Below are 26,326 nucleotides of genomic sequence, written 5' to 3'. Positions count from 1 at the left end.
CCTCGCTCCTACAGGATTTGTGCCGGTCGCGGGATTGGGGACACCACAAATCCTGTAGGAGCGAGGCTTGCCCGCGAAGAGGCCCACAAGGCCAATAAAAGTGCATCGCCTGACACGGCCGCCATCCACTGGTGCGCTAAGGTGTAACGAAACGTTAGCGCCGCCTCGCAGTCACTAGCTCATCACACTGATTTCGCTCCACACGGCAAAAAGGCCCGCAATGATCACAGTCCTCAAGCAAGAAAAGTTTTTGTTGCTTGCCCTGATCGCAGCATTCATCGCTTACCCGATGGAACACTGGATGCTGCACAACGGCCAACCCATCGCGCTGACCGCCGGCTTGGTGCTGATCGCGTTCATCGTCGCGGCCTCCATGCGCGTCGCCCATCACGCCGAGCTGCTCGCGGAAAAAGTCGGCGATCCCTACGGCACGATGATCCTGACGCTGGCCGCGGTGTTGGTGGAAGTGGTGATTCTGGCGATCATGATGAGCAACGAGGCCTCACCGACCCTGGTGCGCGACACGATTTATTCGGCGGTGATGCTCGACATCAACGGCATCCTCGGCCTGGCCGCATTGATGGGCGGCATCAAGTACGGCGAACAGTCCTACAACGACGACTCGGCGCGTAGTTACAGCGTGATGATCCTCACCGCCATGGGCGTTTCCATGGTGGTGCCGGAGTTTATTCCCGAGGCCAATTGGAAGATGTATTCGGCGTTCACCATCGGCGCGATGATCGTGCTCTACGCCCTGTTCCTGCGTATGCAGGTCGGGCCGCACAGTTATTTCTTCAGCTATAGCTACCCGGAAAAACGTCGCAAGAAAGTCCCGGAGGAAGAACCTGAGCCCATCAATCTGGGGCTGAGTATTGGGACATTGGTGTTCGGCGTGGTGGTGATCGGCGCACTGGCGGAGGTGATGTCCACGACCCTCGATCTGGGCCTGGAAGGCACGGGCGCACCGCCAGTGATCACCGCGATTCTGGTGGCGGCAATCTCGGCGGCGCCGGAAATTCTGACGGCGTTGCGGGCGGCAATGACCAACCGCATGCAGTCGGTAGTCAACATCGCCATGGGCGCGTCACTGTCGACGGTGATCCTGACCGTGCCGGTGATGGAAGCGATGGCGCTCTACACCGGCCAGCCGTTTCAGATGGCGATGACCCCGGTGCAGACCGTGATGATCTTCCTCACCCTGCTCGTCAGCGCAATCAACCTCAACGATGGCGAAACCAATGCCATCGAAGGCATGACCCATTTTGTGCTGTTTGCGACATTCATCATGTTGTCGCTGCTAGGCCTTTAAAATCTTCGCGGGCAAGTCGGATCGCGGCACCGCTCGCTCCTTGGTCCAGGGTTGTCTCACGAACTACCCAAACCCTGTGGAGCGTGGCTTGCCCGCGAAGGCGTCAGATCAGGTACCGGCGATCAACTGCCGAGCCGCCTGGCTGTGATCGGCAATCAAGCCTTTCAGATCCAGCCCTTCAACCTGCCCATCAATCACCCGCCACTTGCCACCGACCATCACCCGATCCGCCCGATCCGCGCCGCACAGCAGCAACGCGGAAACCGGATCATGGCTGCCGGAGAAGCGCAGCTCGTCGAGTTTGAACAGTGCCAGATCCGCCTGCTTGCCCACCGCCAGTTCGCCGATATCGGTACGGCCCAGCAACTGCGCCGAACCCTTGGTCGCCCAACCCAGCACCAACTCCGGAGTGATCCTCTCGGCGCCATAACGCAGTCGCTGAATGTATAGCGCCTGACGGGTTTCCAGCATCATGTTCGATGCATCGTTGGACGCCGAACCGTCCACGCCCAAGCCCAGTAACGCGCCCGCAGCGGTCAGGTCCAATGTCGGGCAAATACCGGAAGCCAGGCGCATGTTCGAACTCGGGCAATGGCAAATCCCGGTGCCGGCAGCGCCGAGGCGGGCGATTTCATCCGGGTTGAAATGGATGCCGTGAGCCAGCCAGGTGCGCGGGCCGAGCCAGCCGACGCTGTCCAGGTAATCCACGGTGCGCAGCCCGAAACGTTGCAGGCAGAAGTCTTCTTCGTCGAGAGTTTCGGCCAGATGGGTGTGCAGGCGCACGTCGAGTTTGTTCGCCAGTTCGGCGCTGGCGGACATGATTTGCGGGGTCACCGAGAACGGTGAGCAGGGCGCCAGGGCGATCTGGATTTGCGCGCCGTCGCCACGTTCGTGGTACTCGGCGATCAAGCGCTGACTGTCGTCGAGGATCACTTCGCCTTGCTGCACGGTCTGTTGCGGCGGTAGGCCACCGTCCGCTTCGCCAAGGCTCATGGAGCCGCGAGTCAGCATGGCGCGCATGCCCAGTTCGCGGACGCTCTCGACTTGTACGTCGATCGCATTTTCCAGGCCTTGCGGAAACAGGTAGTGGTGATCGGCCGCGGTGGTGCAGCCGGACAGTAGCAACTCGGCCAACGCGACTTTGCTGGCGAGGGCGAGTTTTTCAGGCGTTAGGCGTGCCCAGACCGGGTAGAGGGTTTTCAGCCAAGGGAACAACGGCTGATTGACCACCGGCGCCCAGGCTCGGGTCAGGGTTTGATAGAAGTGGTGATGGGTGTTGATCAGTCCCGGCAGGATCACATGCTCATGGGCATCGAATATGTGTCCACAGGGCGCAGAAGGTTGCTGACCAGCGCCGAGCACTTCGACGATCAAACCGTCTTGCAGCACTAAGCCGCCACGGGCATCGAGGCCATTGGCAGTGAAGATCGCGAGGGGATTTTTTAACCAGGTACGGGTCGCAGGCATGTTGGCCGGCTCCTCTGAAAGTTGGGTTCAGGGTTGCCAGCTCAGTGTTGCCCTGTCTGCTGATCCAGGGTCGTCGCGGGGACGAGGTGCGGAGTTTCGAACAAAACCGCTGCGCGGGCAAGCCCGACTCTTTCGGACCCGACGCCTGACCTGTAGGAGCGAGGCTTGCCCGCGAAGGCGGAGTGTCAGTCGACATCAATGTTGCATGACACACCGCCTTCGCGGGCAAGCCTCGCTCCTACAAGGTGTTAGGTGATTACCAGGGAATGGTTTCACCCCTGTAATTCACAAAATGATGCCCGCCCTTGCCGGTGTACGCATTCACCTGATCGACCAACCCATGCGTACTGGTGTCCACATCAATGTCCGCGCCTTCACCGCCCATGTCGGTCTTCACCCAACCCGGATGCAACGACAACACGGTGAGTTTCTGCTCGCCCAGTTGAGTGACGAAGCTGTTGGTCATGGAATTCAGCGCCGCTTTACTCGCCTTATACAACGCCAATTCCGGCGCATCCGGCATGGTCACGCTGCCCAGCACCGAACTCATGAACGCCAGCACACCGCTGTCCGGGCGGATCTGCCCGACGAAGCGCTGGGCCAGGTTGATCGGTGCCACGGCATTGGTGAAGAACAGTTGGCCGACTTCGGCCAGGGTCGCGCCGCCCGGTGTTTGAACGTCAGGCCCCTTGACCCCGGCATTCACGAACAGCAGGTCAAACACTTCGCCCTTGAGCTGTTGGCTCAGGGCGATGACTGCTTGCTGATCATCCATGTCGAGTTTTTCGATCCGCACTTTGCCCAAGGCCTGCAAGGCTTCGGCGTTCTGCGGGTTGCGCACGGTGGCGGTGACTTGCCAGCCGTCGGCCAACAGGGTTTTCACCAGACCGAGGCCCAAGCCGCGGGAGGCGCCGATGATGAGTGCGGTTTTTGCCGTAGACATAAGTGGCTTCCTTGATAAATGAGGTCAGGGATTCAATGGACAACGTTGCCCGAGCCGTTGTTGCAACTCGTGACGCAGCGCGCCGAGTTCGTCCATGCGGGTTTCGATCAGTTTGAGTTTGTCTTGCAGCAATTGCGTGACGGCGCTGTCCGGATCGGGCGACTGCCATAGCGCGGCGACGCTGTTGCCGATCTCGCCGAGCGTAAATCCCAATCGCTGGGCGGTCTTGATGTACAGCACCAGTTGCACCATGTCCGCCGGATAGTAGCGATAACCGTTGGCGCTGCGTTGCGCCGCGATCAACCCGCGCTGCTCGTAGAAACGCAGCGTGTCACGGCTGACGGCGCTGGCCTGGGCTAATTCACCGATGCGCATCATGACGTCTCGAGAGGGCTTGACCCTGGAGCATACTCCAGGCTTTAGCCTTGTTGCTCCCTGATTTTACGGAGCAAGACGGATGTGGACTTCAACGCAATATCGCCGGTTGGTGCGCGGTAGCGCCTGGTATGACTTGATCGTGACGGCGGCGTTTGCAACGCCGTGGAGTTTTGCGGCGTTGCATGGGGTGTTGGTGAGTGTGAGTCAGGCTTTCAATTTGACTGGCGAGTTACCGCCGTTTGAGCCGATGCACATGCTGATGGCCAATCTGTTGGGATCGATTGTCTGCGTGTGGGCGGTGCTGCGGATTCGGGATCCGCAGCAGGTTTATGGTCGGTATGACGCAGTCGGTAGATTTCTGTTCGCCGCTTGGCAGCTCTATGCCCTGACCCACGGTGCCAGTTCGTTGTTGGTAATTTTCTTGTTTTTTGAATTGGCGTGGGGCGTTGTTCAGGTGTTGCCTGTTCGGACGCCTTCGCGGGCAAGCCTCGCTCCTACAAGAGCGGCGCAAAACCCGTAGGAGCGAGCGGTGCGGCGGTCCGACTTGCCCGCGAAGAGGCCAGTGCAGGCGACCGCTAATGCCCGGCCTGCCACGGTTGCCCCAATGACATCGGCGCATACAACCGTGTGCGCAGCGCATCCCGGGACAACAGCACCAACACCACAATGGTCGCGACATACGGCAGCATCGCCAACAGACTCGACGGAATCGCCAGCCCCAACCTCTACTGGCACGCAATGCCCGGCCACTCGACCGCCGCGCAACACCGTGGCGCTGAGACACAACGCGCGACCTCACCGAGTTTGTGGCTGATAAACAGAATGCTGCAGCCCTCGGCGGCCAGTCGGCGCAGGGTGTCTCGCCGGAATCTGCATGGGTGACGCCGTAGATGATCTTCATCAGCGTGCTTTTACCCGCGCCGTTTTCGCCGAGCAGGGCGTGGATCTCGCCCGGCGCAATGCTCAGGTCGATGGCATCGTTGGCCAGGCAACCAGGGTAGCGCTTGCTGATTCTGCGCAGTTGCAGACGAAGTGTTTGATCGGGGATCGCGGGGTTGGGCATGACAGGCTCGGGTCGATTGAAGTGATGCCTGTGGACAAAGCAATTTCCTGGCCATTGAGTCAGGAAAATTCAAAAGCGTTACAGGTGAAGGCTTTGAAGATGGCGCCTCGCCCTATGTCGATCCCGAGGCAGGCACCACTTGAGGGCAAAGCCGTTGATCAGGCTCCGGTTTTGCTCAGAGTGTTTGATCAAAAAACGAGCAGCTGACGACAAGCCATACCGGACATGGGGCGGCGACAGTCATGAACGGGTTATCCACAGATTGCTCCACAGTATTTGTGCGCAAGCCCGAAGCTCGGGCATAAGCACTGCGTGGCTTTCTTCTAAAGGTGATAAACCGAGGTAACTGATTGTTTTTAAGTGGATTTAGTTTTTTTGATGGCGAATTGAACGAAAAGTGAGCAAAGCCCGCAAAGCCGCATGACAGAAGGGTTACAGCCGGATGTGCTCAGGTTATCCACAGCCGGGTGCACAGTAGATGTGGGCAAATGCATCGGTTCGACGAAAGGGCTGTGGACGTTCGTGGTGCGATTAATGCTGCAACAGAATGCGCCCACGGCTCAAATCCGCCAGCTGCGTTTGCAGGGTATCAATCTGGCTTTCGCCGATCGCCAATTGCAGTTCTACGCCGTTGGCCGTGAACGTTTCTTCCACAACCAATCCACCCAGCTCCGCCACCCGAAGCTTCACCAGCGGCAACTCACCAAATGCACAGGCACAACTCACCGGCACTCGACTGATCAACTCAACCTTCGCCGCGACTTGCAGGCACTTGTTGGCGCCGCCGCCATACGCCCGGGCGAGGCCACCGGTGCCGAGTTGAATGCCGCCATACCAACGAATTACCAGCACGGCGACCTGATCGCAATCCTGCGCTTCAATCGCCGCCAGAATCGGCCGGCCAGCGGTGCCGCCGGGCTCGCCATCGTCAGTGCTGCGGTAGTGGTCGCCAAGCTTCCAGGCCCAGCAATTGTGCGAGGCATTCAAATCGCTGTGCTGTTCGATGAACGCCTGGGCTTGCGCAGGGCTGCTGATCGGCGCGGCAAAGGTGATGAAGCGGCTTTTGCGAATCTCTTCGCGGTGCTCGCAAAAATCGCTGAGGGTAAAAGGCATAAGTGTCTTAGATCGTTGGCGTCAGGCCGCAGCCCTTGAGAATGATGCGGATCAGGTTGTTGCCGGCGTCTTCCATGTCTTGCTTGGTCAGCTTGGTGCGCCCGGTGACGCGGCAGATCTGCGTGGCGAAATCGGCGTAATGCTGAGTGCTGCCCCACAACAGGAAGATCAGGTTCACCGGGTCGACCGGGTCCATCTTGCCGGCATCGATCCACGCCTGGAACACGGCGGCCCGGCCCTGGAACCAGGCGCGATAATCCTGATTGAAATACTCGGTCAAGCACTCACCACCACTGATGACTTCCATGGCGAAGACCCGCGAGGCTTGCGGCTGACGACGGGAGAATTCCATCTTGGCGCGGATATATCGCGTCAGCGCTTCGCCTGGATCATCTTCAGCGGTCAGGGTGTTGAAGGTGCTGTCCCACAACTGGAGGATGTTGCTTAATACCGCCACGTACAAACCGAGTTTGTTGGTGAAGTAGTAATGCAGATTCGCCTTGGGCAAACCGGCATTCAGGGCGATGGTGTTCATGCTGGTGCCTTTGAACCCGTGACGGGCGAACTCGTCTTCGGCGGCTTTGATGATGGTCTCTTCGTTCTTCTGACGAATGCGGCTGGCAGGTTTGCCGCCGTGAGCGGGGACTTCAAAGGTCATAGGCACTTCCGAACAAGTGGGTGGGTGCAACAGTGCGTTGATAGCGTACCCACAGGCATCAGACAAGTCCTGACGCAATAAAACCTCCCCTGTAGGAGCGAAGCTTGCTCGCGAAGGCGTCTTAACATTCAACACTGAAGTTGACTGAGCCGACGCCTTCGCGAGCAAGCTTCGCTCCTACAGGCTTCGTTGGTTACTAGCGCGTCTCCGCCAGGCTCTCCAAAAAGCTTTCCAGCACCAAATGCGGGCGACGGCCCTTGCGGGTGACCGATGCGAGGCTTAGGTCATAGAACCGTGCTTCTGGTTTCAACGCACGCAATCGGCCTTGCTGCACCCAGAGACTGGCGTAGTGGTCCGGCAGGTAACCGATGTAGCGCCCGGTCAGGATCAGGAACGCCATGCCTTCACGGTCCGAGGCACTGGCGGTGCAATTGAGCGCCTGGTAATGGGCCTGGATTTCCGCTGGCAAACGAAAGGTCGGCGCAATGGCGTCCTGGCTGTTGAGACGCTCGTCGTCCAGTTGTTTATCGTCGACATAAAACAACGGATGACCGACCGCGCAATACAGGAGCGAGCGTTCGCTATAGAGCGGCTGATATTCCAGCCCCGACAACGCGCTGGCTTGCGGGACCACGCCGACATGCAATCGACCGTCGAGCACGCCTTGTTCGACTTCATTGGGCGCGATCATGCGAATCTGAATCTGCACGTCCGGACCGCGCTCCTTCAATTGCGCCAAAGCGTGGGTGATGCGCATGTGGGGGAGGGTGACCAGGTTGTCGGTCAGGCCGATAGTCAATTCGCCGCGCAAATGTTGGTGCAGGCCGTTGACCTCGGTGCGGAAACTTTCCAGCGCGCTCAATAACTGCAGCGCCGATTGGTAAACCTCGCGACCTTCTTCGGTCAGGGAAAAACCGGCGCGACCGCGTTGGCACAAGCGCAAACCGAGGCGCTGTTCCAGATCGCTCATTTGCTGGCTGATCGCCGAGCGGCCGATCCCCAGCACCGATTCCGCTGCTGAGAAGCCGCCACACTCCACCACACTGCGAAAAATCCTAAGCAGACGGATATCAAAGTCACTGACTTGCGCCAGTGGATCGGGGCGACGGCTGCTCATAGTTTAGTGGTGACCTGACTGAACGTTAGAAGAGTTGGATTTCACCGACTTTATCCCCGTGGCAATTTAGCTGCAAGAACGCTTTTCATCTCCACGCCGCTTATTGCCCTGCGAGGTTTTGCCCATGAACTTGCCTGATAACGCCCCGACTTCTCTGGCCAGCCAGCTCAAGCTCGATGCTCACTGGATGCCCTACACCGCCAACCGTAATTTCCAGCGCGATCCGCGACTGATCGTGGCGGCTGAAGGCAGTTGGCTGATAGATGACAAGGGCCGCAAAGTGTATGACTCGCTGTCCGGTCTGTGGACCTGCGGTGCAGGGCATACCCGCAAGGAAATTCAGGAAGCGGTCGCCAAGCAGTTGGGCACCCTCGATTACTCGCCAGGCTTCCAGTACGGCCATCCGCTGTCGTTCCAGCTGGCTGAGAAAATCACCGACCTGACTCCGGGCAATCTGAATCACGTGTTCTTCACTGACTCGGGTTCCGAGTGCGCTGACACGGCGGTGAAGATGGTTCGTGCTTACTGGCGTCTGAAGGGCCAGGCCACCAAGACCAAAATGATCGGCCGTGCCCGTGGTTATCACGGCGTGAACATCGCCGGCACCAGCCTCGGTGGCGTGAACGGCAACCGCAAAATGTTCGGTCAGGCGATGATGGACGTCGATCACCTGCCGCACACCTTGCTGGCGAGTAATGCCTATTCCCGTGGCATGCCGAAAGAGGGCGGTATCGCCCTGGCAGATGAACTGCTCAAATTGATTGAGCTGCATGACGCTTCGAACATAGCGGCAGTGTTTGTCGAGCCAATGGCCGGTTCGGCTGGCGTCCTGGTTCCGCCACAGGGTTACCTCAAGCGTCTGCGCGAGATCTGCGATCAGCACAACATCCTGCTGGTGTTCGACGAAGTGATCACCGGTTTCGGCCGTACCGGTTCGATGTTCGGCGCCGACAGCTTCGGCGTGACCCCGGACCTGATGTGCATCGCCAAGCAAGTCACTAACGGCGCGATTCCGATGGGCGCAGTGATTGCCAGCTCCGAGATCTACCAGACCTTCATGAACCAGGCGACGCCTGAGTACGCGGTGGAATTCCCGCACGGCTACACCTATTCCGCGCACCCGGTGGCGTGTGCCGCTGGCCTGGCAGCACTCGACCTGCTGCAAAAGGAAAACCTGGTACAGAGCGTGGCCGAAGTCGCACCGCATTTCGAAAATGCGCTGCACGGTCTGAAGGGCTCGAAAAACATCATCGACATCCGCAACTACGGCTTGGCCGGTGCGATCCAGATCGCGCCTCGTGACGGCGACGCTATCGTGCGTCCGTTCGAAGCCGGCATGGCGCTGTGGAAAGCCGGGTTCTACGTGCGCTTCGGCGGCGACACCCTGCAGTTCGGCCCAACCTTCAACAGCAAGCCCCAAGACCTTGATCGTCTGTTCGACGCGGTCGGCGAAGTGCTGAACAAGATCGACTGATTTCTCCCTCTATATAAGTACAAAACAGCAGACGCCCTCGCCGGGCGTCTGTGGACAACTTTTCAGGAGCCCCGCATGAGCCTTATCCCGCATTTGATCAATGGCGAACTGGTGACCGAAGACGGTCGCACGGCTGACGTGTTCAACCCGTCTACCGGCCAGGCGATCCACAAGCTGCCATTGGCCAGCCGCGAAACCATTCAGAAAGCTATCGACTCGGCCAAGGCTGCGTTCCCGGCCTGGCGTAACACGCCGCCGGCCAAGCGTGCTCAGGTGATGTTCCGCTTCAAGCAACTGCTGGAACAGAATGAAGCGCGTATCGCTCAATTGATCAGCGAAGAACACGGCAAGACGCTGGAAGATGCTGCCGGCGAATTGAAGCGCGGCATCGAGAACGTCGAGTTCGCTTGCGCAGCGCCGGAAATCCTCAAGGGCGAATACAGCCGTAACGTGGGCCCAAACATTGATGCCTGGTCGGACTTCCAGCCGTTGGGCGTGGTGGCCGGTATTACCCCGTTCAACTTCCCGGCCATGGTGCCGCTGTGGATGTATCCGCTGGCAATCGTCTGCGGCAACTGCTTCATCCTCAAGCCGTCCGAGCGTGACCCAAGTTCGACACTGTTGATTGCTCAATTGTTGTTGGAAGCCGGTCTGCCAAAAGGCGTGCTGAGCGTAGTGCACGGCGACAAGGCTGCGGTGGATGCGCTGATCGAAGCGCCGGAAGTCAAAGCGTTGAGCTTCGTTGGTTCGACGCCGATTGCCGAATACATCTACGCCGAAGGCACCAAGCGCGGCAAGCGCGTTCAGGCACTGGGTGGCGCGAAGAACCATGCGGTGCTGATGCCGGATGCGGATCTGGATAACGCGGTCAGCGCACTGATGGGCGCGGCCTACGGTTCTTGCGGTGAACGTTGCATGGCGATTTCGGTGGCCGTTTGCGTCGGTGACCAGGTGGCGGATGCGCTGGTGGCCAAACTGGTACCGCAGATCAAAGCGCTGAAAATCGGTGCCGGCACGACGTGTGGTCTAGACATGGGGCCGCTGGTTTCCGGCCAGGCTCGCGACAAAGTCAGTGGCTATATAGAAGACGGCGTTTCGGCGGGTGCTTCTTTAGTGGTCGATGGTCGTGGTCTGAGCGTGGCCGGTCATGAGGATGGCTTCTTCCTGGGCGGTTGCCTGTTCGACAACGTCACACCAGAGATGCGCATCTATAAAGAAGAGATCTTCGGTCCGGTGTTGTGCGTCGTTCGGGTCAACAGCCTGGAAGAAGCAATGCAGCTGATCAACGATCACGAATATGGCAACGGCACCTGCATCTTTACTCGTGATGGGGAAGCGGCGCGGTTGTTCTGCGACGAGATCGAAGTCGGCATGGTCGGCGTAAACGTACCGCTGCCGGTCCCGGTGGCTTATCACAGCTTTGGTGGCTGGAAGCGCTCGCTGTTCGGCGACCTGCATGCGTATGGTCCGGATGGTGTGCGTTTCTATACCCGTCGCAAGGCCATTACCCAGCGCTGGCCACAACGGGCGAGCCATGAAGCATCGCAATTCGCATTCCCTAGTTTGTAAGTAGACGGGAAGAAGGCCGGCCCCTTGGGGCCGGCCTTTGCGTTTCAGGGGCTTTTTTGACCTATATGACAGAATTGTGAAAATAGGTGTTGACGGCAGATTCTGGAAGTCTATAATTCGCCCCACTTCCGGCGCAGTCGAAACGGAAAACTCCTTGGTAAACAATGAGTTACGCAGTTTTCGACAGCGAGTTGCTTCAGGTCATCGAAGCCCAGAAGGAGTTGAAAGAGCGGGGTTGTTTGGCTCTTTTAACGGTTCGATCTTCTCGGTCGAAAGCGGTGTAAAAGAGGTGTTGACAGCAGCGAGTAACGCTGTAGAATTCGCCTCCCGCTAACGAGAGATCGAAAGCGCAAGTGGTTGAAGTTGCAGAGGAAACTTTGAAAACTTCTTAAAATAACCGCTTGACAGCAACAGAGGCTGCTGTAGAATGCGCGCCTCGGTTGAGACGAAAGATCTTAACCAACCGCTCTTTAACAACTGAATCAAGCAATTCGTGTGGGTGCTTGTGGAGTCAGACTGATAGTCAACAAGATTATCAGCATCACAAGTTACTCCGCGAGAAATCAAAGATGTAACCAACGATTGCTGAGCCAAGTTTAGGGTTTCTTAAAAACCCAAAGATGTTTGAACTGAAGAGTTTGATCATGGCTCAGATTGAACGCTGGCGGCAGGCCTAACACATGCAAGTCGAGCGGCAGCACGGGTACTTGTACCTGGTGGCGAGCGGCGGACGGGTGAGTAATGCCTAGGAATCTGCCTGGTAGTGGGGGATAACGCTCGGAAACGGACGCTAATACCGCATACGTCCTACGGGAGAAAGCAGGGGACCTTCGGGCCTTGCGCTATCAGATGAGCCTAGGTCGGATTAGCTAGTTGGTGAGGTAATGGCTCACCAAGGCGACGATCCGTAACTGGTCTGAGAGGATGATCAGTCACACTGGAACTGAGACACGGTCCAGACTCCTACGGGAGGCAGCAGTGGGGAATATTGGACAATGGGCGAAAGCCTGATCCAGCCATGCCGCGTGTGTGAAGAAGGTCTTCGGATTGTAAAGCACTTTAAGTTGGGAGGAAGGGCATTTACCTAATACGTAAGTGTTTTGACGTTACCGACAGAATAAGCACCGGCTAACTCTGTGCCAGCAGCCGCGGTAATACAGAGGGTGCAAGCGTTAATCGGAATTACTGGGCGTAAAGCGCGCGTAGGTGGTTCGTTAAGTTGGATGTGAAATCCCCGGGCTCAACCTGGGAACTGCATTCAAAACTGTCGAGCTAGAGTATGGTAGAGGGTGGTGGAATTTCCTGTGTAGCGGTGAAATGCGTAGATATAGGAAGGAACACCAGTGGCGAAGGCGACCACCTGGACTGATACTGACACTGAGGTGCGAAAGCGTGGGGAGCAAACAGGATTAGATACCCTGGTAGTCCACGCCGTAAACGATGTCAACTAGCCGTTGGGAGCCTTGAGCTCTTAGTGGCGCAGCTAACGCATTAAGTTGACCGCCTGGGGAGTACGGCCGCAAGGTTAAAACTCAAATGAATTGACGGGGGCCCGCACAAGCGGTGGAGCATGTGGTTTAATTCGAAGCAACGCGAAGAACCTTACCAGGCCTTGACATCCAATGAATCTGCTAGAGATAGCGGAGTGCCTTCGGGAACATTGAGACAGGTGCTGCATGGCTGTCGTCAGCTCGTGTCGTGAGATGTTGGGTTAAGTCCCGTAACGAGCGCAACCCTTGTCCTTAGTTACCAGCACGTTAAGGTGGGCACTCTAAGGAGACTGCCGGTGACAAACCGGAGGAAGGTGGGGATGACGTCAAGTCATCATGGCCCTTACGGCCTGGGCTACACACGTGCTACAATGGTCGGTACAGAGGGTTGCCAAGCCGCGAGGTGGAGCTAATCCCAGAAAACCGATCGTAGTCCGGATCGCAGTCTGCAACTCGACTGCGTGAAGTCGGAATCGCTAGTAATCGCGAATCAGAATGTCGCGGTGAATACGTTCCCGGGCCTTGTACACACCGCCCGTCACACCATGGGAGTGGGTTGCACCAGAAGTAGCTAGTCTAACCTTCGGGAGGACGGTTACCACGGTGTGATTCATGACTGGGGTGAAGTCGTAACAAGGTAGCCGTAGGGGAACCTGCGGCTGGATCACCTCCTTAATCGACGACATCAGCTGCTCCATAAGTTCCCACACGAATTGCTTGATTCATTGAAGAAGACGATAAGAAGCAGCCCGAAATTGGGTCTGTAGCTCAGTTGGTTAGAGCGCACCCCTGATAAGGGTGAGGTCGGCAGTTCGAATCTGCCCAGACCCACCAATTTTGTGTGGGAAACGCCTGTAGAAATACGGGGCCATAGCTCAGCTGGGAGAGCGCCTGCCTTGCACGCAGGAGGTCAACGGTTCGATCCCGTTTGGCTCCACCACTAACTGCTTCTGTTGTTGAAAGCTTAGAAATGAGCATTCCACCAAGACGGTGATGAATGTTGATTTCTAGTCTTTGATTAGATCGTTCTTTAAAAATTTGGGTATGTGATAGAAAGATAGACTGGACGTTACTTTCACTGGTAACGGATCAGGCTAAGGTAAAATTTGTGAGTTAAATTGCGAATTTTCGGCGAATGTCGTCTTCACAGTATAACCAGATTGCTTGGGGTTATATGGTCAAGTGAAGAAGCGCATACGGTGGATGCCTTGGCAGTCAGAGGCGATGAAAGACGTGGTAGCCTGCGAAAAGCTTCGGGGAGTCGGCAAACAGACTTTGATCCGGAGATGTCTGAATGGGGGAACCCAGCCATCATAAGATGGTTATCTTAAGCTGAATACATAGGCTTAAGAGGCGAACCAGGGGAACTGAAACATCTAAGTACCCTGAGGAAAAGAAATCAACCGAGATTCCCTTAGTAGTGGCGAGCGAACGGGGACTAGCCCTTAAGTGGCTTTGAGATTAGCGGAACGTTCTGGAAAGTACGGCCATAGTGGGTGATAGCCCTGTACGCGAAAATCTCTTAGTCATGAAATCGAGTAGGACGGAGCACGAGAAACTTTGTCTGAATATGGGGGGACCATCCTCCAAGGCTAAATACTACTGACTGACCGATAGTGAACTAGTACCGTGAGGGAAAGGCGAAAAGAACCCCGGAGAGGGGAGTGAAATAGATCCTGAAACCGTATGCGTACAAGCAGTGGGAGCCCACTTTGTTGGGTGACTGCGTACCTTTTGTATAATGGGTCAGCGACTTATTTTCAGTGGCGAGCTTAACCGAATAGGGGAGGCGTAGCGAAAGCGAGTCTTAATAGGGCGTCTAGTCGCTGGGAATAGACCCGAAACCGGGCGATCTATCCATGGGCAGGTTGAAGGTTGGGTAACACTAACTGGAGGACCGAACCGACTACCGTTGAAAAGTTAGCGGATGACCTGTGGATCGGAGTGAAAGGCTAATCAAGCTCGGAGATAGCTGGTTCTCCTCGAAAGCTATTTAGGTAGCGCCTCATGTATCACTGTAGGGGGTAGAGCACTGTTTCGGCTAGGGGGTCATCCCGACTTACCAAACCGATGCAAACTCCGAATACCTACAAGTGCCGAGCATGGGAGACACACGGCGGGTGCTAACGTCCGTCGTGAAAAGGGAAACAACCCAGACCGTCAGCTAAGGTCCCAAAGTTATGGTTAAGTGGGAAACGATGTGGGAAGGCTTAGACAGCTAGGAGGTTGGCTTAGAAGCAGCCACCCTTTAAAGAAAGCGTAATAGCTCACTAGTCGAGTCGGCCTGCGCGGAAGATGTAACGGGGCTCAAACCATACACCGAAGCTACGGGTATCACTTAGGTGATGCGGTAGAGGAGCGTTCTGTAAGCCTGTGAAGGTGAGTTGAGAAGCTTGCTGGAGGTATCAGAAGTGCGAATGCTGACATGAGTAACGACAATGGGTGTGAAAAACACCCACGCCGAAAGACCAAGGTTTCCTGCGCAACGTTAATCGACGCAGGGTTAGTCGGTCCCTAAGGCGAGGCTGAAAAGCGTAGTCGATGGAAAACAGGTTAATATTCCTGTACTTCTGGTTATTGCGATGGAGGGACGGAGAAGGCTAGGCCAGCTTGGCGTTGGTTGTCCAAGTTTAAGGTGGTAGGCTGGACTCTTAGGTAAATCCGGGAGTCTAAGGCCGAGAGCTGATGACGAGTTACCCTTTGGGTGACGAAGTGGTTGATGCCATGCTTCCAAGAAAAGCTTCTAAGCTTCAGGTAACCAGGAACCGTACCCCAAACCGACACAGGTGGTTGGGTAGAGAATACCAAGGCGCTTGAGAGAACTCGGGTGAAGGAACTAGGCAAAATGGCACCGTAACTTCGGGAGAAGGTGCGCCGGTGAGGGTGAAGCATTTACTGCGTAAGCCCATGCCGGTCGAAGATACCAGGCCGCTGCGACTGTTTATTAAAAACACAGCACTCTGCAAACACGAAAGTGGACGTATAGGGTGTGACGCCTGCCCGGTGCCGGAAGGTTAATTGATGGGGTTAGCTAACGCGAAGCTCTTGATCGAAGCCCCGGTAAACGGCGGCCGTAACTATAACGGTCCTAAGGTAGCGAAATTCCTTGTCGGGTAAGTTCCGACCTGCACGAATGGCGTAACGATGGCGGCGCTGTCTCCACCCGAGACTCAGTGAAATTGAAATCGCTGTGAAGATGCAGTGTATCCGCGGCTAGACGGAAAGACCCCGTGAACCTTTACTATAGCTTTGCACTGGACTTTGAATTTGCTTGTGTAGGATAGGTGGGAGGCTTTGAAGCGTGGACGCCAGTTCGCGTGGAGCCAACCTTGAAATACCACCCTGGCAACTTTGAGGTTCTAACTCAGGTCCGTTATCCGGATCGAGGACAGTGTATGGTGGGTAGTTTGACTGGGGCGGTCTCCTCCTAAAGAGTAACGGAGGAGTACGAAGGTGCGCTCAGACCGGTCGGAAATCGGTCGTAGAGTATAAAGGCAAAAGCGCGCTTGACTGCGAGACAGACACGTCGAGCAGGTACGAAAGTAGGTCTTAGTGATCCGGTGGTTCTGTATGGAAGGGCCATCGCTCAACGGATAAAAGGTACTCCGGGGATAACAGGCTGATACCGCCCAAGAGTTCATATCGACGGCGGTGTTTGGCACCTCGATGTCGGCTCATCACATCCTGGGGCTGAAGCCGGTCCCAAGGGTATGGCTGTTCGCCATTTAAAGTGGTACGCGAGCTGGGTTTAGAACGTCGTGAGACAGTTCGGTCCCTATCTGCCGTGGACGTTTGAGATTTGAGAGGGGCTGCTCCTAGTACGAGAGGACCGGAGTGGACGAACCTCTGGTGTTCCGGTTGTCACGCCAGTGGCATTGCCGGGTAGCTATGTTCGGAATAGATAACCGCTGAAAGCATCTAAGCGGGAAACTAGCCTCAAGATGAGATCTCACTGGGACCTTGAGTCCCCTGAAGGGCCGTCGAAGACTACGACGTTGATAGGTTGGGTGTGTAAGCGCTGTGAGGCGTTGAGCTAACCAATACTAATTGCCCGTGAGGCTTGACCATATAACACCCAAGCAATTTGCTGACCCGAGAGGGCACCAGATTGCGGTGTGTGAAGACGAAACGAACCGAAAGTTCGAGATACTCACAAAACGCCAAACTATCGCATACCCATTCGCTGGAGCGTGAACCTGCAAAGGCCCACGACCTGGCTACCGAATTTCTTGACGACCATAGAGCATTGGAACCACCTGATCCCATCCCGAACTCAGCAGTGAAACGATGCATCGCCGATGGTAGTGTGGGGTTTCCCCATGTGAGAGTAGGTCATCGTCAAGATTAAATTCCGAAACCCCTATCTGCGTATGCAGGTAGGGGTTTTGTTTTGTCCGCAGGAAAGTTCGTACAGCAATACCGGACGGCTCCCGGCTGTCACAGTCTCCCGACAATGCTAAGGTTCGGCCCTAGCTTTTGTATTTTTCCAAGGAAGCTTTTATGCCGGACGCGACGTCCCTCAGTGCTGGTTTTATGGTGGTTCACGGCAACCGCCTGGACGAGTTGCGCAGCCTGGTGGTCAGCTGGATGCGGCGTTACCCGCTGGCTCCCTTGGAAAACGAAATTGCCCTGGTACAGAGCAACGGCATCGCCCAATGGCTGAAGCTGGCACTGGCGGAAGACCCCGAAGATGACGACATGGGCGGGTGCGGAATCGCCGCAGCCATCGACGTGCAGTTGCCGGGAAGCTTCATGTGGCAGCTCTATCGCATGGTGCTTGGGCGTGACGAAATCCCGGTCAAATCCCTGCTCGATAAAGCTCCCTTGACTTGGCGTCTGATGCGCCTGCTTCCGCAGTTGATCGATCAACCGCACTTCGAACCGCTGCAGCGCTTCCTGACCCATGACACCGATTTACGCAAGCGCTATCAGTTGGCCGAGCGGTTGGCGGATTTGTTTGACCAATACCAGGTGTATCGGGCCGACTGGCTTGAAGACTGGGCAGAAGGTCGTCATCAATTACGAAATGGCAGAGGCGAAACCAAACCGCTGACCCCGGCTAACTGCTGGCAAGCAGAGTTGTGGCGCGCGCTGTTGCTGGATGTGGGTGAACAAGGCATGGCGCAAAGCCGAGCCGGCGTCCATCAACGGTTTATCGAGCGCATCAACAGCCTCGACGTAGCCCCCAGCGGTTTACCTTCTCGGGTGATCGTTTTCGGGATTTCTTCACTGCCCGCTCAAGCCCTGGAAGCACTCGCGGGGCTGGCCCGGTTCAGCCAGGTTCTGCTTTGCGTACACAACCCGTGTCGTCACCATTGGGCGGACATCGTCGCCGATAAGGACCTGTTGCGGCATCAGTACAAGCGTCAGGCTCGCAAGAGCGGAATGCCGGTTGTGCTCGATCCACAAACCCTCCATCAGCATGCCCATCCGCTACTGGCGGCGTGGGGCAAGCAGGGGCGAGACTACATCAATCTGCTCGACAGCTACGACGATCCCAACAGCTATCGCTCGGCATTCCGCGATGGTCGTATCGACCTGTTCAGCGACAGCCAGCCGCAGAACATGCTCAATCAATTGCAGGACGACATTCTTGAATTGCGTCCCTTGAATGAGACACGCGAGCGCTGGCCGGCTGTCGATCCGGCGAAGGACGAATCGATCCGTTTTCACATCGCCCACAGTGCCCAGCGCGAGGTGGAGATTCTCCACGACCAGTTGCTCGCACGCTTCAGTGCTGATCCGGACTTAAGGCCTCGCGATGTGATCGTGATGGTCCCTGACATCGACAGCTACGCACCCCATATTCGTGCGGTGTTTGCTCAGCTTGAACGCCACGACTCGCGTTTCATTCCCTTCACGCTCGCAGATCAAGGTCAACGCGGCCGTGATCCGCTACTGATTGCTATCGAGCATCTGCTCAAACTGCCCGACAGCCGTTTCCCCGTGAGCGAGATCCTCGATCTGCTGGATGTTCCTGCACTACGCGCTCGCTTCGGTGTAGAGGAACGCGATCTGCCGACCCTGCACCGTTGGATCGAAGGCGCTGGTATCCGCTGGGGCATGAATGCCAAGCAACGTGCGGGTCTCGGTCTGCCGCCGGAGCTGGAGCAAAACAGTTGGCGTTTCGGCCTGCGCCGGATGCTGCTCGGTTATGCCGTGGGCAGTGCCAGTGCCTGCGAGGGTATCGAACCCTACGACGAGATCGGTGGTCTGGATGCCGCGCTCATTGGGCCTTTGGTCGCGCTGCTGGATGCATTGGAGATTGCCCACCAGGAACTCTCTCAACCCGCTGCCCCCAAACGATGGGGCTTTCGGTTGCATGCACTGGTTCAGCTGTTCTTCCTGGCCAGTAATGAGCATGACGACTACGTGTTGGCCCAACTCGAAGAGCTGCGTGAAACCTGGCTTGAAACCTGCGAGTCAGTTGGCTTGTATGATGAACTACCGTTGACCGTGGTCCGTGAAGCCTGGCTCGCCGGTCTCGACCAGGGCCGTTTGTCCCAGCGTTTTCTGGCGGGTGCGGTTAACTTCTGCACCTTGATGCCCATGCGAGCGATCCCGTTCAAACTGGTCTGCCTGCTGGGCATGAATGACGGGGACTACCCGCGTGCACAACCGCCACTGGACTTCGACCTCATGGGCAGTGATTACCGTCCTGGCGATCGCTCCCGACGCGAAGATGACCGCTACCTGCTGTTGGAAGCCCTGTTGTCGGCACGTGATCAACTCTATATCAGTTGGGTCGGCCGCAGCATTCGCGATAACAGTGAGCGCCCCGCGTCAGTACTGATTGGCCAATTACGGGACCATCTGGCCAGCGGTTGGCGATTGCATGATGTCGACGAAGATCTGCTTGAGGCCATCACTCAGGAACATCCACTGCAACCCTTCAGCGCCCGCTACTTCCATGAAGGCGATGACCTGTTCAGCTATGCGAATGAGTGGCAGGTACTTCATCACGCCCTTGCGCAAGCGACTGATATCGAGGTCCTTGATCCCTACGTTCAGGAGGAGCCGCTGAGCCTCGGTCAATTGCAGGATTTCCTGCGTAATCCTGTGCGACATTTCTTCAGTCAGCGACTGAAGGTGTACTTCGAAGCGGCTGAAGTTCCCTTGGCTGATGAAGAGCCATTTGTACTCGACGCGTTGCAACGTTACAGCCTTAGCGACAACTTGCTCGAAGCGGCGCTGGGACATCTGGATAGCACCGATCAGGTACTGGAAGCACAGGCAAAACGTCTGCAAAACTGTGGCCTCCTGCCCATGGCCGGATTCGGCGAATGCCTTCAGCGAGAGTTGATCGAACCGTTGCCGGATCTGCTGCAGCGTTACCAGCAGCTTTTGGCGTTATGGCCGACGCCGCTCACCAACGCTCTGCCAGTGAATCTGCAGTTGCAGGGTCTGCGTCTGGAAGGTTGGCTCAGCGGCCTGCATCAACGTGCGGACGGTGGTTTGCTATCAGTCACTACAATCCCCAACAGCATCGGCTCAATCAAGTCTCGCAAATGGCATCGCCTGACGCGGCCATGGGTCAATCATCTGGTTGCCTGCGCCAGTGGGATGGCGATGACCACCGCGTTGGTGGCCAGTGATGACAGTCTGCTGCTCGGTCCGATGGAGGAGGATTCAGCCTTGCGGATTCTGGGCGACCTGTTAATGGCTTGGCAAACGGGCATGCGCCAACCGCTGCCGATTGCGGTGAAGACCGGCTTCGCATGGCTTGGTCAAACTGATCCGGCCAAAGCCCAAGCCGCAGCCCGCAAGGCTTATGAGGGCGATGGACTGACCACCGACGGCGAGCGTCGCGAAAGCCCGGCACTCGCACGGCAGTTCGCCGACTACGACACGCTTACCGCAGACGAAACGTTCCCGGATTGGTGCAACGCATTGTATCGGCCGCTGCTTGAAGCGCCTTGGCGTTCATTGAACAGCGAGGAGGCGCGCTGATGACCACTAAACCACTGGCCTTGGCATTTCCCCTGCGCGGCAGCCAACTGATCGAGGCGAGCGCCGGGACCGGCAAGACCTTCACCATTTCAGCGCTTTATCTCCGGTTGGTCCTTGGTCACGGCGCAGAGTCGAGTGGCTTCGGACGTGAACTGTTGCCGCCGCAAATCCTCGTTGTGACGTTCACCGATGCCGCGACTAAAGAATTGCGCGAACGTATCCGCACACGTCTGGCTGAAGCTGCGCGTTTTTTTCGCGATGAAACACCGGCGCCCGATAGCCTTATCGCGGAGCTTCGTGCGGAGTACCTTCCCGAGCAGTGGCCCGGGTGCGCCAACCGCCTGGATATCGCCGCGCAGTGGATGGACGAGGCGGCAGTTTCGACTATCCATAGTTGGTGCCAGCGGATGTTGCGCGAGCACGCGTTCGACAGTGGCAGCCTTTTTACACAGACCCTGGAAACCGATCACAGCGATTTGCTGGGTGAGGTCCTGCGCGACTACTGGCGGCGGTTCTGTTACCCGATGCAAGGTGATGCGCTGAACTGGGTGCGCGGCAATTGGGGCGGTCCGGCGGCATTGCTGCCGCGATTACGTGGTTTGTTCGCCAGTGAGCGAGACAGTGTTGAAGGTAAAGAGCCTGCCGACCTGATCAGGGAGTGTCTGCAAGAGCGACGGACAGCCTTGCTCGAACTCAAGATGCCCTGGCGCCAGTGGGCGGACGAAATGCTTGCCATCTGTCACCAAGGTGTTGCGAGCAAGAGTGTCGACGGTCGAAAAATGCAGGCACGCTATTTCGAGCCCTGGTTCGAAAAGATCAGGGCCTGGGCTGAAGACGAATCCCTTGAACAATTGGATATCGGCACCGGATTCACGCGCCTGACTCCTGATGGTATGGCTGAAGCCTGGAAGGGCGAAGTACCCCGTCATCCGGGACTGGATGCCATGCCCGGCCTCAAGATCAGTCTCGATGGATTGCCTACTCCTGATGCCGTCGTGTTGCAGCACGCCGCCCAGTGGGTCGGTACACGGTTCGAGGAAGAAAAGCGTCGCCGGGCGGAAATGGGCTTTGATGACATGTTGCTGCGGCTCGATGCAGCCCTCCAGTCCGATGGCGGCGAGCGCCTGGCAACCTTGATCCGCGAGCAGTTCCCGGTGGCGTTGATCGACGAGTTCCAGGACACCGACCCGGTGCAGTACCGGATTTTCGAGAGCATCTATCGCATCGAAGACAACAATCCCGAATGCGGTCTGTTCCTGATCGGCGATCCGAAGCAAGCGATCTACGCTTTCCGTGGTGCCGACATTTATACCTACCTGCGCGCTCGCCAGGCCACCGCTGGCCGTCTGCATACCCTGGGCACCAATTTCCGTTCAAGTCATGGCATGGTCAGTGCGGCAAACCATGTGTTTGTGCGTGCCGAGTCTCGCGAGACCGGACGCGGCGCGTTCCTGTTTCGTGAAAAGAATGGCGAGAACCCGGTACCGTTCCTGCCCGTCGAATCCCAGGGACGCAAAGAAGTTTTGCACATCGACGGTCAGGTTGTGCCCGCCCTCAACATTTGGCATCTATCTGCCGAGCAGCCATTGTCCGGCGCGGTTTACCGACAACAACTGGCCGCCACTTGCGCCAGTGAAATCACCGCTTTGCTCAACGGCGGCCAACAAGGTCGCGCGGGTTTCATACAGGACGGCAAGGACTTCAGAGGGCTGCTGCCAGCGGACATCGCGATCCTGGTCCGCGACGGAAAAGAAGCTCAAGCGGTGCGTGGCGAACTTTCCGCTCGTGGCGTGCGCAGCGTCTATCTGTCGGACAAGGACTCGGTGTTTGCCGCCCAGGAGGCCCACGATCTACTGACCTGGCTCAAGGCCTGCGCCGAGCCGGATGTCGAGCGTCCACTGCGAGCCGCGTTGGCCTGCATCACGCTGAACCTGTCGCTGGCTGAACTGGAACGGCTCAATCAGGACGAACTGGCCTGGGAAGCGCGGGTCATGCAGTTCCGCAGCTATCGCGAGCTCTGGCGCAAGCAGGGCGTGTTGCCCATGCTGCGGCGGTTGCTGCATGACTTCCAGCTGCCTCAGACATTGATCATGCGCAACGACGGCGAGCGGGTGCTGACCAATTTGCTGCACCTGTCCGAGTTGCTGCAACAAGCGGCCGCCGAACTCGATGGTGAGCAAGCGCTGATCCGTCATTTGTCCGAGCATCTGGCGTTGTCCGGTCAGGCCGGCGAAGAGCAGATCCTGCGTCTGGAGAGCGACGAACAACTGGTCAAAGTCGTGACCATTCACAAGTCCAAGGGGCTTGAGTATCCCTTGGTGTTCCTGCCGTTCATTTGCTCGGCGAAACCGGTGGATGGCAGCCGCCTGCCGCTGCATTACCACGACGCCACGGGCAAGGCCCAAGTGACCTTGAGGCCTACTGCCGAGTTGATTGTTCAGGCTGATGATGAGCGTCTTGCCGAGGATTTACGCTTGCTTTACGTGGCCCTGACCCGGGCGCAACACGCCTGCTGGCTTGGAGTGACTGATCTCAAGCGCGGCAATAACAACAGCTCGGTGCTGCATCTTTCTGCATTGGGCTATCTACTGGGGGGCGGTGCACCATTGGCCGACTCGGCAGGTTTGAAGCGTTGGCTGGAAGACCTGCAGCAGGACTGTCCTGCGCTGAGCTACGGTGAAATGCCTGAAGCGATTGTCGAGCACTACCATCCGCCGCACAACGATGCGACGTTGCTTGCTCCGCTGATACCCAAACGCAAGGCCAGCGAAAACTGGTGGATCGCCTCCTACAGCGCCTTGCGCATTGGCGACAGCATGAGCGTGGGCACTGATGAAGCGCCGGAGAGCCCGCAAGCGCAAAAGCTCTTCGACGACGAACGCCTCGATCCGCAAGCACCACGAGACGTGGTGGCCGGCGGCGCTGATATCCATCGATTCCCTCGTGGCCCGAACCCCGGCACCTTTCTCCATGGTTTGCTCGAATGGGCCGGCGACGAAGGTTTTGCCGCCACCCCGCAAGCGGTGGAAGACGCTATTGCCCGTCGCTGCAACCGCCGTGGTTGGGAGGGCTGGATAACCGCCCTGAACGACTGGCTGCAGCACCTGCTCGCATCCCCGCTGCATATCGGCGGCGGGCAGGCCCCCGTGGTATTTGAGCAACTGACCCAGTACCGGGTCGAGATGGAGTTCTGGTTCGCCAGCCACAAGGTCGATGTGCTCAAGCTCGATGAACTGGTGCGCCAATACACCCACAACGGCGTCGCCCGGGTGGCTGCCGAGCCGGTGTTGCTCAATGGCATGTTCAAAGGCTTCATCGACCTGACGTTCGAGCACGACGGCCGCTACTACGTCGCTGACTACAAATCCAACTGGCTGGGCGTCGATGACGCGGCCTACACCGAGCAGGCCATGGAGCAGTCGATTCTCGACAACCGTTACGACCTGCAATACGTGCTGTACCTGTTGGCCCTGCATCGCCAGCTCAAGGCGCGACTTGCCGATTACGATTACGACCGGCATGTCGGTGGTGCGCTGTACCTGTTCCTGCGCGGTACGCGCGCACCCAGCCAAGGTGTGTATTTCGCACGTCCTCCAAGAGAGCTGATCGAGCGTCTGGACCGGCTGTTCCAGGGTAAGCCAGAACCCAAGGCCGAACCCGCCTGGGAACAGGGAGTTTTGCTATGAGTCGCACCTTCGCTGATTTGCTGCCCTCTTCGTTGACAGCCGAAAGCCTGGCCGATCTGGCGCCGTTGAGTCGCGCCGATGATTTGCTGCTATTGCTGACACGCTGGGTTGAGCGCGGCTGGCTGCGAGCGCTGGACAAAGCCTTCGTCGCTTTTCTTCATGAACTTGCTCCCAGCGACGATCCTCTGGTGCTGCTGGCCGCCGCGTTGGCCAGTCATCAACTGGGCCACGGTCATGTGTGCCTGGATGTGTTCGAGACGCTCAAAGAGCCGGACTTCGCCCTGTCGCTGCCACCGGAAGGCGATCTGCAAAGTGGTGCGATGTTGCTGCCGTCGCAATTGCTTGAGTCGCTGGACGGCGCCCATTGGTGCAAGGTCCTGGCCTCCAGTAGTCTGGTCGCTTTGGCGGCCGATGGCCGTGAGGCGGCGCAGCATCGGCCATTGGTGTTATCGGGCAAACGCCTGTACCTGCGCCGCTACTGGGCTTACGAACGGCGTATCGACAACTCGCTGCGCCAACGCCTGGTGGAACACGAAACCACGCCGGATGATTTGTCCCAACGCCTCAGCCGTTTGTTCGGCCAAGCCAGGCCCGGCGAAGTGATTGACTGGCAGAAGCTCGCCTGTGCCCTCGCTACCCGCAGCGCCTTCAGCATCATCACCGGCGGCCCGGGGACCGGCAAGACGACGACGGTCGTGCGTTTGCTGGCGTTGCTCCAGGCGCCGGCGGTCGAGGCGGGCAAGCCGTTGCGCATCCGTCTCGCAGCACCCACCGGCAAGGCTGCAGCCCGACTGACGGAGTCCATCAGTCAGCAAGTCCGGACTCTGGAAGTCGATGAAGCCGTACGGGTGAAGATCCCGTCAGATGTCACCACCGTTCACCGTCTGCTCGGCAGTCGCCCCGGTACTCGACACTTCCGTCACCACGCCGGTAATCGCTTGCCGCTGGATGTGTTGGTGGTGGACGAAGCCTCGATGATCGATCTGGAAATGATGGCCAATCTGCTCGATGCGATGCCGGCCCACGCCCGCCTGGTGCTGCTCGGTGACAAGGATCAACTGGCGTCGGTGGAGGCCGGCGCCGTTCTGGGCGACCTGTGCCGCGACGCCGAGGCCGGTTGGTACAGCCCACAGACTCGCCTGTGGCTGCAAGCTGTCAGTGGTGAAAGCCTGGATGCGAGCGGTTTGCAGGAAGACACCCAAGGGACACATCCCCTGGCCCAGCAAGTGGTGATGCTGCGTCATTCACGCCGGTTCGGCGAGGGCAGCGGCATCGGTCAACTGGCTCGTTGGGTCAACCAGCAGCAACCCGAGGAAGCTCGAAAATTGTTGGCCGCTCGAAGTCATGACGACGTGTTTTCCCTGTCCCTCAAGGGGGAGCAGGACCGGGCGTTGGAGCGCTTGCTGCTTGAGGGCCATGGCGATGGACCGCAGGGTTATCGACATTACCTGAGTCTCTTGCGCGGCCTGCGACCACCGCTCGGCAGCACGTTGAATGATCCTTGCTGGACCGATTGGGCGCGCCAGGTGTTGCAGGCTTTCGACGCCTTCCAATTGTTATGCGCCGTACGCAAAGGGCCGTGGGGCGTGGAAGGTTTGAATCAACGCGTGACTGCCGCGCTGCTCAAGGCGCGGCTGATCGACAGCGACCAGCAGTGGTACGAAGGTCGGCCGGTGCTGATGACCCGCAACGATTATGGTCTGGGGTTGATGAACGGCGACATCGGCATTGCGCTCAAGCTACCGGAGCGTGATGGGCCGGAGGCCGGGACGCAGGTGTTGCGTGTGGCGTTCCCGCGCAATGATGGTCAGGGCGGCGTACGGTTTGTTCTACCGAGCCGGCTCAATGATGTCGAAACCGTGTACGCGATGACGGTGCACAAATCCCAGGGCTCGGAATTTGCCCACACGGCATTGATTCTGCCGGATGCCCTGAACCCTGTACTCACCAAGGAGCTGATCTATACCGGGATTACCCGGGCCAAAAACTGGTTCACCCTGATCGAGCCTCGTCCCGGCGTATTCGAAGAGGCAGTGCGGCGCAAGGTCAAGCGATTGAGCGGGTTGATGCTGGAACTGGAAGAGGGTGTTGAAACACGTCATTGACTGC

13 protein-coding genes, 2 tRNA genes, 3 rRNA genes and 2 pseudogenes are annotated in these 26,326 nt (G+C 57.7%); 12 read left to right on the top strand and 8 right to left on the bottom strand.

Features of this window, described 5'->3' with window-relative positions; genetic code table 11:
• The first annotated feature begins 220 nt into the window (after positions 1 to 220).
• Complete coding sequence (locus ACYZT0_RS22160; protein ID WP_462042997.1) at positions 221 to 1,309, top strand: calcium:cation antiporter; 1,089 nt, start codon at positions 221 to 223, stop codon at positions 1,307 to 1,309.
• 108 nt (positions 1,310 to 1,417) lie between these two features.
• Here ACYZT0_RS22160 and ACYZT0_RS22155 read toward each other — a convergent pair whose 3' ends face one another.
• The 3 genes from ACYZT0_RS22155 to ACYZT0_RS22145 form a co-directional block, all read right to left on the bottom strand.
• Positions 1,418 to 2,776 carry an 8-oxoguanine deaminase gene (locus ACYZT0_RS22155; protein WP_462042996.1) on the bottom strand — a complete coding sequence of 453 codons (1,359 nt, stop codon included), beginning with the start codon at positions 2,774 to 2,776 and terminating at the stop codon, positions 1,418 to 1,420.
• Between the two features lie 256 nt (positions 2,777 to 3,032).
• Positions 3,033 to 3,719 (bottom strand): SDR family oxidoreductase, encoded by a 687-nt coding sequence (locus ACYZT0_RS22150; RefSeq protein WP_462042995.1) that lies wholly within the window; start codon positions 3,717 to 3,719, stop codon positions 3,033 to 3,035.
• Between the two features lie 24 nt (positions 3,720 to 3,743).
• Positions 3,744 to 4,094: a MerR family transcriptional regulator gene (locus ACYZT0_RS22145; protein ID WP_462046620.1), complete on the bottom strand. Its 351-nt coding sequence runs from the start codon at positions 4,092 to 4,094 to the stop codon at positions 3,744 to 3,746.
• Between the two features lie 82 nt (positions 4,095 to 4,176).
• Here ACYZT0_RS22145 and ACYZT0_RS22140 point away from each other — a divergent pair, with 82 nt between their 5' ends.
• The gene (locus ACYZT0_RS22140) at positions 4,177 to 4,617 is read left to right on the top strand and encodes a hypothetical protein (protein ID WP_462042994.1); all 441 of its coding nucleotides are present in this window, start codon (positions 4,177 to 4,179) and stop codon (positions 4,615 to 4,617) included.
• Positions 4,618 to 4,672: 55 nt separating this feature from the next.
• Here ACYZT0_RS22140 and ACYZT0_RS22135 read toward each other — a convergent pair.
• The 5 genes and pseudogenes from ACYZT0_RS22135 to ACYZT0_RS22115 form a co-directional block, all read right to left on the bottom strand.
• Positions 4,673 to 4,819 (bottom strand): annotated as a pseudogene (locus ACYZT0_RS22135) (ABC transporter permease); the annotation flags it as partial.
• A gap of 1 nt (position 4,820) precedes the next feature.
• A pseudogene (locus tag ACYZT0_RS22130) lies at positions 4,821 to 5,160 on the bottom strand (ATP-binding cassette domain-containing protein); the annotation flags it as partial.
• Positions 5,161 to 5,691: 531 nt separating this feature from the next.
• Positions 5,692 to 6,273 (bottom strand): IMPACT family protein, encoded by a 582-nt coding sequence (locus ACYZT0_RS22125; RefSeq protein ID WP_462042993.1) that lies wholly within the window; start codon positions 6,271 to 6,273, stop codon positions 5,692 to 5,694.
• Positions 6,274 to 6,280: 7 nt separating this feature from the next.
• Positions 6,281 to 6,931, bottom strand: a complete 651-nt coding sequence (locus tag ACYZT0_RS22120) for a TetR/AcrR family transcriptional regulator (protein WP_462042992.1) — start codon at positions 6,929 to 6,931, stop codon at positions 6,281 to 6,283.
• A 196-nt stretch (positions 6,932 to 7,127) separates the two neighbouring features.
• Positions 7,128 to 8,048: a LysR family transcriptional regulator gene (locus ACYZT0_RS22115; protein WP_462042991.1), complete on the bottom strand. Its 921-nt coding sequence runs from the start codon at positions 8,046 to 8,048 to the stop codon at positions 7,128 to 7,130.
• A gap of 124 nt (positions 8,049 to 8,172) precedes the next feature.
• Between ACYZT0_RS22115 and aptA the strand changes: the two genes are divergently transcribed.
• The 10 genes from aptA to recD all read left to right on the top strand — a co-directional run bounded on the left by aptA (position 8,173) and on the right by recD (position 26,322).
• Positions 8,173 to 9,522 (top strand): omega-aminotransferase AptA, encoded by a 1,350-nt coding sequence (gene aptA / locus ACYZT0_RS22110; protein WP_462042990.1) that lies wholly within the window; start codon positions 8,173 to 8,175, stop codon positions 9,520 to 9,522.
• A gap of 75 nt (positions 9,523 to 9,597) precedes the next feature.
• On the top strand, positions 9,598 to 11,091 hold the full coding sequence (locus tag ACYZT0_RS22105) for a CoA-acylating methylmalonate-semialdehyde dehydrogenase (RefSeq protein WP_462042989.1): 1,494 nt from the start codon (positions 9,598 to 9,600) through the stop codon (positions 11,089 to 11,091).
• A gap of 626 nt (positions 11,092 to 11,717) precedes the next feature.
• Positions 11,718 to 13,256: ribosomal RNA gene (locus ACYZT0_RS22100) — 16S ribosomal RNA — on the top strand.
• A gap of 82 nt (positions 13,257 to 13,338) precedes the next feature.
• Positions 13,339 to 13,415, top strand: a tRNA-Ile gene (locus ACYZT0_RS22095).
• A 30-nt stretch (positions 13,416 to 13,445) separates the two neighbouring features.
• Positions 13,446 to 13,521, top strand: a tRNA-Ala gene (locus tag ACYZT0_RS22090).
• Positions 13,522 to 13,757: 236 nt separating this feature from the next.
• Positions 13,758 to 16,649, top strand: a 23S ribosomal RNA gene (locus ACYZT0_RS22085).
• Between the two features lie 160 nt (positions 16,650 to 16,809).
• A 5S ribosomal RNA gene (gene rrf, locus ACYZT0_RS22080) occupies positions 16,810 to 16,925 on the top strand.
• The 16S, 23S and 5S rRNA genes sit together here with 2 tRNA genes alongside, the layout of an rRNA operon.
• Positions 16,926 to 17,081: 156 nt before the next feature.
• Positions 17,082 to 20,531, top strand: coding sequence for an exodeoxyribonuclease V subunit gamma (recC, locus tag ACYZT0_RS22075; protein ID WP_462042988.1), 3,450 nt, complete (start codon positions 17,082 to 17,084; stop codon positions 20,529 to 20,531).
• Complete coding sequence (gene recB / locus ACYZT0_RS22070; protein ID WP_462042987.1) at positions 20,531 to 24,217, top strand: exodeoxyribonuclease V subunit beta; 3,687 nt, start codon at positions 20,531 to 20,533, stop codon at positions 24,215 to 24,217. Before recC ends, recB begins: the two co-directional genes overlap by 1 nt.
• Entirely contained in the window at positions 24,214 to 26,322 is a 2,109-nt protein-coding gene (gene recD / locus ACYZT0_RS22065; RefSeq protein WP_462042986.1) for an exodeoxyribonuclease V subunit alpha, read from the top strand. The genes recB and recD overlap by 4 nt, the downstream gene beginning before the upstream one ends.
• Positions 26,323 to 26,326: the final 4 nt, after the last annotated feature.

Source organism: Pseudomonas sp. ZS1P83 (genome assembly GCF_054897825.1).
The sequence above is the reverse complement of the archived record's forward strand: the minus strand, read 5'-3'. Positions and strand labels throughout refer to the sequence as shown.